Origin of the sequence: Pengzhenrongella sicca (genome assembly GCF_017569225.1) — a bacterium.
Taxonomy (GTDB): Bacteria; Actinomycetota; Actinomycetes; order Actinomycetales; family Cellulomonadaceae; genus Pengzhenrongella; species Pengzhenrongella sicca.
This window is the reverse complement of record NZ_CP071868.1, coordinates 2,760,667-2,774,677: the sequence shown is the minus strand read 5'-3', so window position 1 is coordinate 2,774,677 and position 14,011 is coordinate 2,760,667. Positions and strand designations below refer to the sequence as shown.

Here is a 14,011-nt window from a genome sequence, read left to right as displayed (position 1 = left end):
CTGTGGATAACCCGACAGCCAAGAATTCGAGCACCCTCATCGGCCTCCTGCGCCCCTCGCCGCCCTCGGCTCCCCGGCTCCGGCTCCGTCCCCGGCCCGAGCGGCCGAGCGCTCCTGCCGGATCGCGGGCAGGTACAGCACCGCGCCCAGCACGCTGAACGCCCCGGCCACGACGATGGCCGCGGCCGTGCTCGCGTGCTCCGCGAGCGGGCTCAGCACGAGCAGTCCGAGCGTGTACGAGCCGCCGGCCACCATGGAGTTCATGGACAGCACGGTTGTCCGGTTGCTGGCGTCGGCCTCGCGGTGCAGCAGGGCGCTGTGCACCGGGCCGCCCGATCCGTGCAGCGTGTAGGTGATCAGGAACGCCGTCACGAGCCCGACCGGTCCGGTCGCCAAGCCCATCACGACGATCAGGGCGCCGTTGAGCGCGCGCGCCAGCAGGGCGGTCCAGCCCACGCCGAGCCGGCGGCTCGCCAGGCCGGCGAGCGCCGAGCCGGCCGCGAAGAGCCCCCACGCGGCGGCGGACACCGGTCCCATCAGGGCGCCCGCCTGCGTCTGCCCGCCGACCAGCTCGGACAGCCGGACCGGCATCAGGGTCTCGAACGCGATCATCCCCACCGACCAGAACACCTCGACCATCACGAGCGCGCGCAGCACCCGCGACGAGCCGAGCGTGCGCACGCCCGCGGCGACGGTGCGCGGCGCCTCGCGGGCCGAGCGCAGGGCCCGGCGCAGCCCACGTGAGCCCGCGCCGCTCCGGTCCTCACGCATGAGGACGGCGATCGCGACGAGGTTGACGGCGTAGAACCCGAGCGCGATCCAGTAGGGCAGCTCGAGCGCCGATACCGCGGCGATCGGGTGCCAGGCCACGAGCGCGCCCGAGATGAGGGCGCCGGACGCGATCGAGACCCCGAGTGCCGTGCCAGCCCGCGTCAGGGCGTCCTCGACCCGGACCGCCGGATCGTCGGCCTGGGCCGTGTCGACGTACCAGGCCTCGAGCGGGCCGGAGTCGAGCGCGCGGAACACGCCCTGGAGCGCGAGGGCGAGCATGAACGCGGCGAACGTGTGGGCCGTGATGAAGACCAGGCCGGAGGCCAACGCGACGACGCCGGCGCCGAGCAGGACGGGCCGACGGCCGACGGCGTCCGAGAGTCCGCCGGTGGGCAGTTCGAGGCCGAGGACCACGAAGCCCTGCATCGCCAGGATGACCCCGAGCTGGGTCAGGCTCATGCCGCGCTCGAGCGCGATCAGGGTGGTGACGCCGATCACGAGGCCGACCGGGAACCACCGGGTCACGGTCAGCAGCACGAACCGGCGGCGCGCGGAGGCGGCTGACAGGGCTCGCGCGGTCATGGCTCCCCGCGCTCCCCGCGCTCCCCGCCGTCTTCTCCCGCCTCGCCCGCCCCGCCCTCGTCGAGGTCGGTCGGGATCAGCACGCTCCACAGCGCGAGCCGCCGCGCCTCCGGGTTCCCTTGGCCGGCGAGTCGGTACCGCGTCACGAGCTCGTCGAGCTCGGCCTTGAGCGCCTCGGCCTGTTCCGCGGTGACGAGCATGGCGTAGTCGCTCATGCCGGCCGCGTCGCGCCAGGGGAGTGGCCAGGAGCCCTCGACGTCGAGCCAGCGCTCGAACTCGCGCCCGAGGAGTCGGCTGTAGTCACGCACGAGCCAGTTCAGCGCCGTCTCCGAGTCCTCGTCGCCGGCGAAGTCGCTCACCGTCCACCCGTGGGAGTCGGTCGCGGCTCGCCAGAGCCGCCGCTTGCCCTCGCCCTCGCCGGTGTCCGCGACGAGCCCGACGGTCTCGAGCTTGCGCAGGTGGTAGGAGGTCGCCCCGGTGTTGGTGCCGAGCTGTCGGGCGAGGTCGGTCGCAGTCGCCGGCCCGCCCCGGCGCAACGCGCTGAGCAACCGGGACCGCAGCGGGTGGGCGAGCACCTTGAGTGCGGCGGCGTCGAGGTGAAGGCCCGTGAGCTCGGGTTCGTTGGTCGGGGACATGTCGGCACCCTACGCGTGCATGAACTCTGTGCACAAGAACTATGCACAACTAGTTTGCACGGGTAGTCGTCCACGCGGGAGCCCAGCAGTCTCACAGCGCGCCGCCGCGCGCCGTGCGCACCTCGTTCCGCGCGGGTAACGGCAGACCCGCGTGTCCGAAACATGGCGCTTCTACCGTCGAACCACCGCACGGCCCCGTCGAACACCTCCAGGAGACGCGATGACGGCACCGAAGACCTTGACCACCGCAGGCCAGTCACCATCGGCGATCGAGGTCCGGTCGGGGCGGTGGATCGACACCTGGGACCCGGAGGACGACACCTTCTGGCACGACGGCGGCCGGAAGATCGCCAAACGCAACCTCTACCCGTCGATCTTCGCGGAGTTCCTCGGCTTCGCGGTCTGGGCGTCGTGGAGCATCGTCGTGCCGCAGCTCGCCGCAGTGGGCTTCGTGCTCACGGTCGATCAGCAGTTCTGGCTGATCGCCGTGCCGAGCCTCGTGGGCGCGACCCTGCGGATCCCGTACACGTTCGCCGTGCCGCGGTTCGGCGGCCGCAACTGGACGATCATCTCGGCCCTGCTCCTGCTCCTGCCGGCGAGCGCGCTCGCGTTCGTCGTGAGCCGGCCCGAGACGACCCCGTTCTGGATGCTCCTCGGGGTGGCCGCGCTCGCCGGCCTCGGCGGCGGCAACTTCGCCTCGTCGATGGCGAACATCTCCTTCTTCTACCCCGAGCGGGAGAAGGGCAAGGCGCTCGGCCTGAACGCCGCCGGCGGCAACCTCGGCACGGCCGCGGTGCAGTTCGCGGTGCCGCTCGTGATCGTGACGGGCGCGGGCCTGCAGCTGTCGCGGGCGGGCCTGATGTTCATCCCGCTCATCCTGCTCGCGGCGTTCCTCGCCGCGCGGATGATGAACAACCTCACCTTCGCCAAGGCCGACTACCGCGCGTTCGGCGCCGCGGTGCACAACCGGCACACCTGGATCATCTCGTTCCTGTACATCGGCACGTTCGGGTCGTTCATCGGCTACGCGGGCGCGTTCCCGACGCTGCTGAAGACCCAGTTCCCCGAGGTCACGCTCAGCATCGCCTTCCTCGGTGCGCTCGTCGGCTCGCTGTCGCGGCCCGTGGGCGGGATCCTCGCCGACCGGTGGGGCGGCGCGCGCGTGACGATCTCGTCGTTCCTCGTGATGGCCGTCGCCGCCGTCGGCGCGGTGCTCGCGCTCCGGGCCGGCAGCTTCGCGCTGTTCCTCAGCACGTTCCTGGTGCTGTTCGTCGCGACCGGGGCGGGCAACGGCGCGACCTACCGGATGATCCCCGCGGTCTTCCGGGTCGGCGCCACGACCCCCGAGCGCGCGGCCCGCGCGCGCAAGGCGGCCGCCGGCTGCATCGGCATCGCGGGCGCGATCGGCGCCCTCGGCGGCTTCCTCATCCCGCGCGGGTTCGCGCTGTCGAACTCGATCGCCGGCAGCCTGCAGCCCGCCCTGTGGGTCTTCGTCGGCATCTACCTGATCATGGCCGCCACGACCTGGTCGGTGTACAGCCGGCGCGCGGCGCCGATGAGCGCCGCGGGGATCTGACGTGCCGACCGGCGCCGGCGGGACCGCGACGCACTGCCCGTACTGCGCGCTGCAGTGCGCGATGTCGCTGACGGCGGTGTCGCTGCCGGCGAACCCTGCCGCCGACGACGCACCCGAGCAGGGTGCGCCCGTCGCCGTCGCCGGTCGGGACTTCCCCACGAACCGCGGCGGGTTGTGCCAGAAGGGCTGGACCAGCGCCGAGGTGCTGCGCGCGCCGGGGCGGCTCACGCAGCCGCTCCTGCGCGGCGCCGACGGAGCGCTGCACCCGGCGACCTGGGACGACGCGCTCGACCGCGTCGCGACCGGGCTGCGCGAGCTGCGCGCCGCGCACGGGCCGGAGGCGGTCGCGGTGTTCGGCGGCGGCGGCCTCACGAACGAGAAGGCGTACGCGCTCGGCAAGTTCGCCCGCGTCGTGCTTCGCACGCCGTCCATCGACTACAACGGCCGGTTCTGCATGGCGAGCGCCGCCGCGGGGGCGAACCGCGCGTTCGGCATCGACCGCGGGCTGCCATTCCCCCTCGCGGACCTCGGCCGGGCCCAGGCGGTCCTGCTGCTCGGCAGCAACCCGGCCGAGACGATGCCGCCGTCGTCGGCGCACCTCGCGGGCGCCCGCGCGGCGGGCGGGCTCGTCGTGGTCGACCCGCGCCGCTCCGCGACGGCGACCCTCACCGACGGCTCGGGGCTGCACCTGCAGCCCGTGCCGGGCACGGACCTCGTCGTGCTGCTGGCGCTCCAGCACGTCGTGTGGGCCGAGGGGCTCGCCGACACGGCCTACCTCGCCGCGCGCACGACGGGCGCCGACGACGCGCGCCGCAGCGTCGCCGCGTGGTGGCCCGAGCGGGCCGAGCAGGTCTGCGGGGTCCCGGCCGAGGACCTGCGCGCCGCGGCCCGCCTGCTCGCCGCGGCCGCCCCCGCCGCCGGCGGCACCGGCGCGGTCATCCTCACGGGCCGCGGCGCCGAGCAGAGCACCCAGGGCACCGCGACCGTGACGGCCGCGATCAACCTCGCGCTGCTGCTCGGGCTGCCCGGCCGCCCCGCGAGCGGGTACGGCGCCGTGACGGGCCAGGGCAACGGCCAGGGCGGGCGCGAGCATGGGCAGAAGGCCGACCAGCTGCCCGGCTACCGGCGCATCGACGACCCGGCGGCCCGCGCGCACGTCGCCGCCGTCTGGGGCGTCGACCCCGCCGACCTGCCCGGGCCGGGCCTGCCCGCGGTCGAGCTGCTGCGCCGCTGCGGCACCCCCGCCGGGCCGAAGGCGCTGCTCGTGCACGGCAGCAACCTGCTCGTGAGCGCGCCGAACGCCCTGCGCGTGCGCGATCGGCTCGCGGCGCTCGACCTGCTCGTGGTGTGTGACCTGGTGCTGTCCGAGACGGCCCAGCTCGCCGACGTCGTGCTGCCGGTGACCCAGTGGGCCGAGGAGGAGGGCACGATGACGTCGCTCGAGGGCCGCGTGCTCCGGCGCCGGCGCGCGCTCGCGCCGCCGCCTGGCGTCCGCACCGAGCTCGAGGTGCTGCACGACCTCGCCGCGCGCCTCGGCGTCACGACAGGCTTTCCGACCGACGCCGCCGAGGTCTTCGACGAGCTCGCGCGCGCGAGCGCCGGCGGCGTCGCGGACTACGGCGGCCTGAGCCACGCGCGCCTCGACGCCGACGACGCGGGCCTGTTCTGGCCGTGCCCCGCGACCCCGGCCGGCGAGCCGGCCCACCCCGGCACGCCCCGGCTGTTCGTCGAGTCCTTCCCGACCGCGGACGGTCGCGCCCGGATGGTCGCGGTCGACCACCACGGCCCGGCGGACGACCTGCGCCCCGACGCCCCCGTGTACCTGATCACCGGGCGCGTGCTCCAGCACTACCAGTCGGGCGCGCAGACCCGCCGGGTCGCCGCGCTCGCCGCCGCGCAGCCCGAGGCGTTCGCCGAGCTCCACCCGCTGCTCGCCGACCGGATCGGGGTGGCCGACGGCGAGCTCGTGCGCCTGACGTCCGCGCGCGGGGTCGCGGTCGCGGTCGCGCACGTGACCGAGTCCGCGCGGCCCGACGCGGTGTTCATGCCCTTCCACTGGCCTGGCGAGGGCAGCGCGAACCGGCTCACGACGGACGCGACCGACCCGATCTCCGGGATGCCCGAGTTCAAGGTGTGCGCGATCGACGTGTCGGCGGTCCAGGCGTCGGCGGGCACGGCGCCAACGGTCCCGGTCGCCGTCGCGGCCGGCGGGGCGATCCGATGACGCGCGTCGTGGTGGTGGGCAACGGGATGGTGGGGTCCCGCTTCGTCGAGGACCTCGTGCGCCGCGACGGCGGGCTCGACGTCACCGTGCTCGGCGCGGAGGAGTACGAGCCGTACAACCGGGTGCTGCTCAGCGAGGTGGTCGCGGGCAAGGTCGACGTCGCGTCCCTCGCCCTGCCGCGCCAGGAGCTGCCCGGGGTGCGCGTGCTGCTCGGCGCAGCCGTCGCGGGGCTCGACCGCCTCGAGCGGGTCGTGACCACCGCCGACGGCGCGCGGTTCGGGTACGACGTAGCCGTGCTCGCGACCGGCGCGCGCGCCCGCGTGCCCGGGATCGAGGGCCTGCCGTCGGCGGCGGTCACGGCAGGGCGCGCGCCCGCCGGGCTGCCCGCAGGCCTGCCCGCCGGGGTCCACGCGCTGCGCACGCTCGACGACGCGCGCGAGATCGTCGCCGCCACGGTGAACGCGCGCCACGCCGTCGTGTTGGGCGGCGGCGTGCTCGGCCTCGAGGCCGCCTGCGGCCTGGCGCGCCGCGGGCTGCACGTCACGGTCGTGCACCGCGGCCTCCACCTCATGGACCGCCAGCTCGACCCGGCCGCCGCGGCGGCGGTCGCCGGCGGGCTGGCCGCGCTGGGGGTCGGGCAGCGCGTGGGCGCGCGAACGGCGCAGGTCGAGCTTCTCGCCGGTCGCCTCGCGGCCGTCCGGCTCGGCGACGGCGAGCGGCTGCCCGCCGACCTGCTCGTGCTCGCGGCCGGCACGGAACCCGAGACGGGGCTCGCGCTGCGGGCGGGGCTCGAGGTGCGCCGCGGCGTCGTCGTCGGCGCCGACTGCGCGACCGCCGACCCCGCCGTCTACGCGATCGGCGACTGCGCCGAGCCCCCGGAGGGCGGGTCCGGGCTGATCGCGCAGGGCTGGGACCAGGCCCGACGCCTCGCGGCGCTGCTCACCTCCGGCGCGCCCGCCGACGGCGCGTCCCCGGCGCCCGCCGCCGGTGCGCCGACCGACGTCGTCCGGGTCAAGGCGCACGGCCTCGACGTCGTCACGATGGGCGGGCACGGGCCGATCGCGGGCGCGCCCGCCCCCGGGCTGCGGCGGGTCCGGCTGAGCGACCCCGACGCCGGCCGGCACGTCGAGGTCGTGGTGGCGGGCGGCGTCGTCGTCGGGGCGACGTGCGTCGGCGCGGGACCGGTCGCGGCTGACCTCGTCGCGGCGTACACGCGCCGCACTCCCGCCCCCGCCGACCCTGCGCAGCTGCTGCTCCGGCCGGTCCGGGGCGCCGTGGCGGCGAGCGAGCCGTCGGCGACCCTCATGCCCGACCGGGCGACCGTGTGCCGGTGCAACGGCGTCACGAAGGGCGAGATCGTCGCGTCGTGGCGCGCGGGCGCCCGGACTCTGCCCGACGTCGCGGTGGCGACCCGCGCGACGACCGGCTGCGGCGGGTGCGCGGACGCGGTGTGCGGGCTGCTCGACTGGCTGGGGAACCCGGGTCAGGCCTCGGGCGCCGGGGCCGCGGCGCCGGTCGCGGCGGGTTCTGTGGTGGGGTCGGCGGCCGCCGGCGCGGCGGAACCGTTGGTGGCCGACGGCGTCGCGAGCGCAGCGCTCGGGGGGACGGTCGGGCGCGCGGGCGCGGCGGCGGGATCGAGCCGGTAGCGATCGAGGCTCGCGACGTACGTCGGGTCGTAGGGCTCGTGCACGAACCAGTAAATCTGCTCCCACATCCCGCGCTCGGCGGCGAGCGTTCGCGGGAGCTCGAGGCCCAGAGACGCGGCGAGCGCGACGCGGCCGACGTTCACGGTCGCCTGCATCACCACCAGGACGTAGCGGGTGTTGAGGACCGCGAGGTGGTACCAGACCGGCACGAGCGCCGCGGAGCCGGCGGCAGCGGCCACGAGCGCGAGCGCGTCCGTCGGACCGGCGAACGCCGCGGCGACGCACGCCGCCCCGAGCAGGCACGACAGGAAGAGCAGGGACACGAAGAAGTTGATCGGCGCCCGCGCCCGGTCCATCTCGTCCTTGAGCCCTTCGGGCAGGACTGCCTGCAGCTCGGACCACAGCGTCTGCGAGTCGAGCTGGTAGCGGTCCCAGCCGTAGGTCTCCGCCGCGCGCAGGGCGTTGGCGAACGCCGTCGGGCCGAACTGTCGCGGGTCGGCCGGGAACCGCCGGAGCTTCTCGTTGATCAGCCCGATCCGCACCGAGATGCCCGTGCTAGCCGCGCCTGCATCGCCCTCGGGGTGGCGGGCGCGCAGCGCCGCGACCTCCGCCAGCAGCGCGGTGCGACGGCGCAGCTGGCGTTGGCGCCAGCGGACGGCCACACGCTCGGGGAGCAGAAGGTAGCCCTCGAGGATGCGGTAGAGCGTCGTCGACAGCGCCGAGAGCAGGATGGCAGTGAAGAACGCGACGCCGAGGAGGGCGATCGCCTGGTTCGCCTCGCTCGTGGCGGCGATGTCGGCGAAGCCGGGAACCGAGTCGAGGCGCGGAAACACGAGCAGGCCGAAGACCGACCACGCGGTCAGCGACGGAAAGACCCAGGAGACGAGAAACGCCCAGCCACCGGCGAGACCCTTGAGCAGGTCGGCCATGGACGGCTAGAAGCCCGCCTGCGGGGCTGGCCGGGTTCCGCCGCCTCCCGTGCCGGGACCTTCGAGCGGCCCTAAGGCATGGAGGTTGTCGGCCTCGAGGCCAGTGATCCCCTGCACCACATCGAACTCGAGCCGCACATGAGCGTCGAGGATCGCGCGGGTCTCGCTCGAGACCGCAGAGTCCATGACGATCACCTCCACCCCGGAGTCATCCAGGGAGATGAGGCCGTAGCCCTTGTTGTCGTCGAACCACTTGAGCTTGCCAGTAGCCATCGTGAACCTCGGTGGGTGCGCTCGGCGGTGTCGCGGAATCGTCTCGAACCCCGAGCGACGCCGTCAAGACCGGCGGGCCGCGCCGCGAGCCTCAGCCCGTGGCGAGGACGACGACGCCGTCGTCGTCGCTCCACAGCTGCTGGCCGGGGGTGAACTCGACGCCGCCGAACGTGACGGGCACGTCGACCGCGCCCACCCCGAGCTTGGCGCCCGTGCGCGGGTTGGCGCCGAGCGCCTTGATGCCCAGCGGCAGCTCGCGCAGCTGGGCGACGTCGCGCACGGCGCCGTGGATCACCACGCCGGCCCAGCCGTTCGCGACCGCGGCCGCAGCGATCTGGTCGCCGAGCAGCGCGCTGTGCAGCGAGCCGCCGCCGTCGACGACGAGCACGTGCCCGCCCCCGGGTTCCGCGAGCACGCGCCGCACGAGGGCGTTGTCCTCGTGGCAGCGCACTGTCCGGACCGTCCCGGCGAACGCCGTGTGCCCGCCGTACTGGCGCAGCTGCAGGTCGCAGCTGCCCAGCGCGGCGCCGTGCGCGTCGACGAGATCGGCGGTCGGGGGGACGGCTGACGGGCTGACCATGGCGGGGCCTTCCGGGTCGTGGGCGCGGGTCGTGGGCGCGGGTCGCGGCGGGCTCGGGCCTCAGCCCGGGAGCAGCCCGTGCGTGGTGGCGAGGATCGCGGCGCGGACCTCGTCGAACGTGCGCTCGGGCTGGAAGGCGAGCCACTCGAGGCCGGTCACGAGCGTCGCCCCGAACACGGCAGCCCCGACCAGCGCGGCGTCCAGGTCGGGCCGCGCCTCGTGCACGACGTCGGCGAAGACCGCCATCGACTCGTCGCGAACGAGCCGGATCGAGTCCTGCCAGTGCCGGCCCGTGCGGAACACCTCGGCGGTCATCAGCTTGGCGAACGCCGGATGCTCGTGCACGTTGCGCAGCAGCTCGGTCACGAGAGCGGCGAGCGCGCTCGCTCCGGTCAGCCCGGCGCCGGCCGCCCGCAGGTCGTCCGTCAGGCGCCGCACCCCCTCGCTGAGGATCTGCTCGAACATGTCGGTCTTGGACCCGAAGATGTAGAAGATGGAGCCCTTCGCGACCCCAGCGGCCGCGGCGATGTCGTCCACCGACGTCGCGGAGAAGCCCCGGTTCGCGATCAGCGCGACGGCCGCGTCGATGATCTGCTGGCGCGTCCCGCTGCGCCGCGCGGGGGCGGCGCGCGCCCCGTCAGCGTGCGCCGCCTCGAGCCCCACCGCGATGTCCACCGCGCCAGCCTCTCAGATCTCGAGCACGGGGTGCAGCCGACCGAGGGTCCAGGTCCGCATCCGCCCGGCGCGCCAGGCCGTCAGCGCGAGCGACACGGCGAGCAGGACGGCGAGGTAGGCGACGGCGGTCCACAGCCGCGCGTCGATGCCGCCGGTGATGACCTCGCGCAGCCCGGACACGGCGTAGCTCATCGGCAGCAGCGGGTGGATGACCTGGAAGAACGCGGGCGTCGTCTCGACCGGGTAGGTGCCGCCCGAGGACGCCAGCTGCAGCATCAGCAGCGCGAGGATCATGACCTTGCCCGCGGCCGGGCCGAACACCGCGTTGAGCATCTGCTGCAGCGCGAGGAACGCGGCGACGATGAGCAGCGTGAAGGCGATCGTCCCGGCGACGCTCGCCAGCTGCAGGCCGAGCCCGACGTGGATCACGGCGAGCATGATCGCGACCTGGCCGACGCCGATCGCGAGCGCGGGCAGGTACCCGGCGAGCGCCGTCCGCCAGCCCGACGCCGGGGTCCCGAGCGCGCGCGGGGGGACGGGCCGCAGCAGCAGCCACGTGATGAGGGCGCCGACGAACAGCGCGAGCGGGATGAAGAACGGCGCGAAGCCCTCGCCGAACCCCTCCGCCTGGGCCGAGTCCGTCGAGTCGATCGACACGGGCGAGCTGAGCACGCTCGCGCGCTGCGTCTGCTGCGCCGCCGAGTCGGCGGGGATCTGGTCTGCGCCGGAACGCAGCGCGTCGGCGAGCGTCTGTGTCCCGCCGCCGACCTGGCCGACGCCGTCCGCGACCTGGCCCGCGCCGTCGGCCAGGGTGGTCGAGCCCGCCGCGAGGGTGCCCGTGCCGTCCGCGAGCTGACCCGCGCCGGCGAAGACCTGACCCGCGCCGGCGGCGAGCACGCCGTTGCCTGCGGCGAGCGTGCTCGCCCCGGTCGACAGTGCGCTCGTCCCGGTCGCGAGGGTGCCGGCCCCGGTCGACAGCGCGCTCGTCCCGGTCGCGAGCGCGTCGGCCCCGGTCGCCACCTCGCGGGTGCCCGCCACGAGGGGATCGAGGCCCGTGCTGAGCGCCGTGGCCCCGGTCGCGACGTCGTTGGCGCCGGCGTCGAGCGTCGCGAGATCGGCCTGCATGGTCGCGAGCGCGTCGGCGTCCGGCAGTGCGGCGGTCGCGGTCTGCAGCCCCGTGAGCAGCGCGGCCGCCGTGACGTCCCCCGCGCTCGCCTGGGCCCCGAGGTACTGGCCGATGCTCGTGAGCCCGGCGCTCAGTGCGGGCAGCTTGCCGGCGAGTGCGCCGACCGAGGCGACGGTCTCATCCACGCCGCCGGCGACCTGGGTCGCGCCGGTGGCCAGCTGTGCGCTCGAGGAGGCCGCGGTGGCCGTTCCGTCGGCGACGGCCGTGGCGCCGGTCGACAGCGTCGCGGCGCCGCTCGCCGCCGTGGCGGCGCCGGTGGCGAGCTGCGCCGAGCCGGTCGCGGCGCTCGAGGCCCCGGCGGCCAGCTTGGAGCTGCCCGCGGCGGCGGCCGTGGCGCCGTCCGCGAGGTCGCCCGCGCCCGCGGCGAGCGTGCTCGCCCCGGCGGCGGCGGACGCCGCGCCGTCGGCCAGCGCGCCGGAGCCGTCGGCGACCTGCGTCGCGCCGTCGGCGAGCTGGCCGCTCGCGGCGGTGAGGGTCAGGGCGCCGTCGGACGCCTCGGCGAAGCCGTCCCGCGCCGACCCGAGGCCCACCAGGACCGTGTCGACGGCCTGCTCGCTCACGGAGTCGGACACGGCCGTGCGGACCTGGGCCATCGCGGACTTGCCGAGGGTCGAGGCGAGGAAGGAGTTCGCGTCGTTATAGGTGACCATCAGCTCGGCCGCGGCCGGGTCGTCGCCGCCCGCGGACGCGATCTGGGTCGAGAAGTCCGCCGGGATCGTGAGGGCGAAGTAGTAGGTGCCGTCCGAGACGCCGGTCGCGGCGTCGTCGGCGTCCGTCACGACCCAGTCGAGGTCACCGGAGGCGAGCAGCTCGGCGCTCACGTCGGCGCCGGCGTCGATCGACCGGCCGTCGGCCGTCGCCGCGCGGTCGGCGTTCACGAGCGCGACCGGCAGCTTGTCCAGGTTGCCGGTCGGGTCCCAGAACGCCCACAGGTACAGCGCGCCGTACAGCAGCGGGATGAGCAGCATCGCGGCGACCGCGATCCGGGGCAGCGCGCCGTGGCGGAACCTGCGCAGCTCGGTGCCGGTGGAGGTGAGGGAGAGCATGACGATCCGTTCGGACGCGGCGCCGGTCGGGCGCGGGGGGAGTGGGGGGGGTGGCGTGCGGGGGGAGTCGGGCGAGGCCCGTGGGACCTGCGGGTCAGGCGGCCGCAATGGCGTGCGGGCCCGTGCTCAGGTGCAGCTGCTGCGGCGGGACGACCCAGGACATCGCGGCCGCCTCGCCGAGCGAGGAGACCGAGGCGATCACGGTCGTGCCCGCGGCGGCGATCGCCTCGAGGCGGGTCCACACGAACTGCCGCCGGACGCCGTCGCGCACCTGGTCGATGTCGTCGACGACGAGCAGGTCCGGGCGCTGCGCCATGGCGAGCGTGATGCGCAGCAGCATGACGTCGATCTCGTCGAGGTCCCAGATCATCGAGCCGACGCGGGGGATCGGCCGATCGCCCCAGACCGCGCTCGCGTGCGCGGCGAAGGCGCGCTGGGTGACTGGGGGAACGCGGTGGTACCACGGCGTCAGCCAGGCGAGCCGCTCGCGCACGAGGTCGCTGACCCGGACCGACTCGTCGAGGTCGTCGATCCCGGCGAAGCCCGCGATCGCGGCCCGCCGCTGCACCTGCGTGCGTGCCCGGGGGAGGTCGAGGCCGAGCACCGTCAGGCGCGCGCCCCGGTCGGGCACCATGCGGCCCGCGAGGGTCAGCAGCAGGCTCGACCGGCCGGCACCCTGCGTGCCCTGGACGACGAGCAGGCTCGCGGCCGGCAGCACGAGGTCAACCGGCCCGTACACGAGGCCGCGCGATCCGTGCAGCGCGAGGCCGGTGGCGACGACGGCGGGCGGCGGCTCGGGGCTGTCGACCGCGGCCTCGTCGGGTTCGGCTGCGGCGATCGGGGTGAGCTCGGTGCTGGTGGGGTTCGACATCGCGGTGCGCCTTCGTGGCTGGGGAGGAAGCCGATCTCATACTGACCGGTCAGTACAAAGAGTACGTCGACGGCCACGACGGTGCCCCGGCGGGCGCTGTGTCAGTCGTCACGCCGGCCGTGCTGCCGGGCGTCACGCCCGCGGTGATGTCAGGCATCCCGCCCGGGGTGTCAGTCGCGGCGTCTGTGCGCGACCGCGAAGACCCGGCGGAAGGGCAGGGGCGTGCCGTACTCCTGACGCGGGTACGCCCGCGCCAGCGCGTCGCCGTACGCGCGCACGAACTCCGCCCGCTCGACGGGGTCGTCGAACGCCGCCAGGAGCGGCGGCAGGGCCGTGCCGCGGACCCACTCGAGCACGGGGTCCGCCTGGAGTCCCGCCGGGTCGAGGAGGTGCAGGTAGGTCGTCTCCCAGGCGTCCACGTCGCAGCCGAGCCCCGCGAGCAGGGCCGCGTAGACGACCGGCTCGCTCACGGCGTCGCCCCCGCGCAGGCGCGGCAGGAGGTCGGCGGCGCGGGGCGAGCGCGCGGCCTCGGCGCGCAGCAGGCGGTGCGACGGCGCCTCGAAGTTTCCGGGTGCCTGCAGCGCGAACCAGCCGCCGGGCGCGAGCGCGCCGACCCAGCGCGGCAGGAGCTGCCGGTGCGTGGGAACCCACTGCACGAGCGCGTTCGTGACCAGGACGCCGATCGGGGCGCCGAGGCTGGCGGGGTCCCACTCCTGCACGTCGGCCCGCACCCATTCGACCCGGCCGGCCGCGTCCGCGTTCCGCGCGCGGTCGAGCATCGCCGCCGACGAGTCGACGCCGACGACCCGCGCGTCCGGCCAGCGCCGGGCGAGCTCGAGCGCGAGCGTGCCCGCCCCGCACCCGAGGTCCACGACGAGGTGGGGGTCCGCGGCGCCCACGCGGGCCATCAGGTCGGCCGCGGGGCGGTGGCGGTGATCGGCGAACAGCGCGTACTGCTCCGGGTCCCACAGGTCTGGCACGGCGACCACCTCCCGAAGTCTCTCGACATCAAGATAC

At 75.3% G+C, this 14,011-nt stretch carries 11 protein-coding genes; 3 read left to right on the top strand and 8 right to left on the bottom strand.

Annotation, left to right across the window (positions count from 1 at the left end; all coding sequences use genetic code 11):
* Positions 1-36: 36 nt before the first annotated feature.
* Positions 37-1,353: an MFS transporter gene (locus J4E96_RS12775; protein ID WP_227422481.1), complete on the bottom strand. Its 1,317-nt coding sequence runs from the start codon at positions 1,351-1,353 to the stop codon at positions 37-39.
* Positions 1,350-1,988, bottom strand: coding sequence for an ArsR/SmtB family transcription factor (locus tag J4E96_RS12770; protein ID WP_227422480.1), 639 nt, complete (start codon positions 1,986-1,988; stop codon positions 1,350-1,352). Before J4E96_RS12770 ends, J4E96_RS12775 begins: the two co-directional genes overlap by 4 nt.
* A 220-nt stretch (positions 1,989-2,208) precedes the next feature.
* Here J4E96_RS12770 and J4E96_RS12765 point away from each other — a divergent pair, with 220 nt between their 5' ends.
* From J4E96_RS12765 to J4E96_RS12755, 3 genes are all read left to right on the top strand, one after another.
* Positions 2,209-3,564 carry an MFS transporter gene (locus J4E96_RS12765; RefSeq protein ID WP_227422479.1) on the top strand — a complete coding sequence of 452 codons (1,356 nt, stop codon included), beginning with the start codon at positions 2,209-2,211 and terminating at the stop codon, positions 3,562-3,564.
* 61 nt (positions 3,565-3,625) lie between these two features.
* The gene (locus J4E96_RS12760; RefSeq protein WP_406620462.1) at positions 3,626-5,788 is read left to right on the top strand and encodes a molybdopterin oxidoreductase family protein; all 2,163 of its coding nucleotides are present in this window, start codon (positions 3,626-3,628) and stop codon (positions 5,786-5,788) included.
* Positions 5,785-7,434, top strand: a complete 1,650-nt coding sequence (locus J4E96_RS12755) for an FAD-dependent oxidoreductase (protein WP_227422477.1) — start codon at positions 5,785-5,787, stop codon at positions 7,432-7,434. The genes J4E96_RS12760 and J4E96_RS12755 overlap by 4 nt, the downstream gene beginning before the upstream one ends.
* 935 nt (positions 7,435-8,369) lie before the next feature.
* Here J4E96_RS12755 and J4E96_RS12750 read toward each other — a convergent pair.
* From J4E96_RS12750 to J4E96_RS12725, 6 genes are all read right to left on the bottom strand, one after another.
* The gene (locus J4E96_RS12750) at positions 8,370-8,636 is read right to left on the bottom strand and encodes a cold-shock protein (RefSeq protein WP_227422476.1); all 267 of its coding nucleotides are present in this window, start codon (positions 8,634-8,636) and stop codon (positions 8,370-8,372) included.
* Between the two features lie 91 nt (positions 8,637-8,727).
* The gene (gene rraA / locus J4E96_RS12745; protein ID WP_227422475.1) at positions 8,728-9,216 is read right to left on the bottom strand and encodes a ribonuclease E activity regulator RraA; all 489 of its coding nucleotides are present in this window, start codon (positions 9,214-9,216) and stop codon (positions 8,728-8,730) included.
* 60 nt (positions 9,217-9,276) lie between these two features.
* A complete protein-coding gene (locus tag J4E96_RS12740) occupies positions 9,277-9,891 on the bottom strand; it encodes a TetR/AcrR family transcriptional regulator (protein ID WP_227422474.1) in 615 nt (204 codons plus the stop codon).
* A 12-nt stretch (positions 9,892-9,903) separates the two neighbouring features.
* Entirely contained in the window at positions 9,904-12,123 is a 2,220-nt protein-coding gene (locus J4E96_RS12735) for a YhgE/Pip domain-containing protein (protein ID WP_227422473.1), read from the bottom strand.
* A gap of 94 nt (positions 12,124-12,217) precedes the next feature.
* Positions 12,218-12,994, bottom strand: coding sequence for an ATP-binding cassette domain-containing protein (locus J4E96_RS12730; protein ID WP_227422472.1), 777 nt, complete (start codon positions 12,992-12,994; stop codon positions 12,218-12,220).
* Between the two features lie 170 nt (positions 12,995-13,164).
* Positions 13,165-13,983 (bottom strand): methyltransferase domain-containing protein, encoded by an 819-nt coding sequence (locus J4E96_RS12725; RefSeq protein ID WP_319637679.1) that lies wholly within the window; start codon positions 13,981-13,983, stop codon positions 13,165-13,167.
* Positions 13,984-14,011 lie beyond the last annotated feature (28 nt).

What these genes read in the sequence shown, in the direction of transcription:
- J4E96_RS12730 (WP_227422472.1), bottom strand. Translation starts at nt 12,994, where the DNA reads ATGTCGAACCCCACCAGCACCGAGCTCACCCCGATCGCCGCAGCCGAA.
- rraA (WP_227422475.1), bottom strand. Translation starts at nt 9,216, where the DNA reads ATGGTCAGCCCGTCAGCCGTCCCCCCGACCGCCGATCTCGTCGACGCG.
- J4E96_RS12750 (WP_227422476.1), bottom strand. Translation starts at nt 8,636, where the DNA reads ATGGCTACTGGCAAGCTCAAGTGGTTCGACGACAACAAGGGCTACGGC.
- J4E96_RS12775 (WP_227422481.1), bottom strand. Translation starts at nt 1,353, where the DNA reads ATGACCGCGCGAGCCCTGTCAGCCGCCTCCGCGCGCCGCCGGTTCGTG.
- J4E96_RS12770 (WP_227422480.1), bottom strand. Translation starts at nt 1,988, where the DNA reads ATGTCCCCGACCAACGAACCCGAGCTCACGGGCCTTCACCTCGACGCC.
- J4E96_RS12755 (WP_227422477.1), top strand. Translation starts at nt 5,785, where the DNA reads ATGACGCGCGTCGTGGTGGTGGGCAACGGGATGGTGGGGTCCCGCTTC.
- J4E96_RS12765 (WP_227422479.1), top strand. Translation starts at nt 2,209, where the DNA reads ATGACGGCACCGAAGACCTTGACCACCGCAGGCCAGTCACCATCGGCG.
- J4E96_RS12735 (WP_227422473.1), bottom strand. Translation starts at nt 12,123, where the DNA reads ATGCTCTCCCTCACCTCCACCGGCACCGAGCTGCGCAGGTTCCGCCAC.
- J4E96_RS12760 (WP_406620462.1), top strand. Translation starts at nt 3,626, where the DNA reads ATGTCGCTGACGGCGGTGTCGCTGCCGGCGAACCCTGCCGCCGACGAC.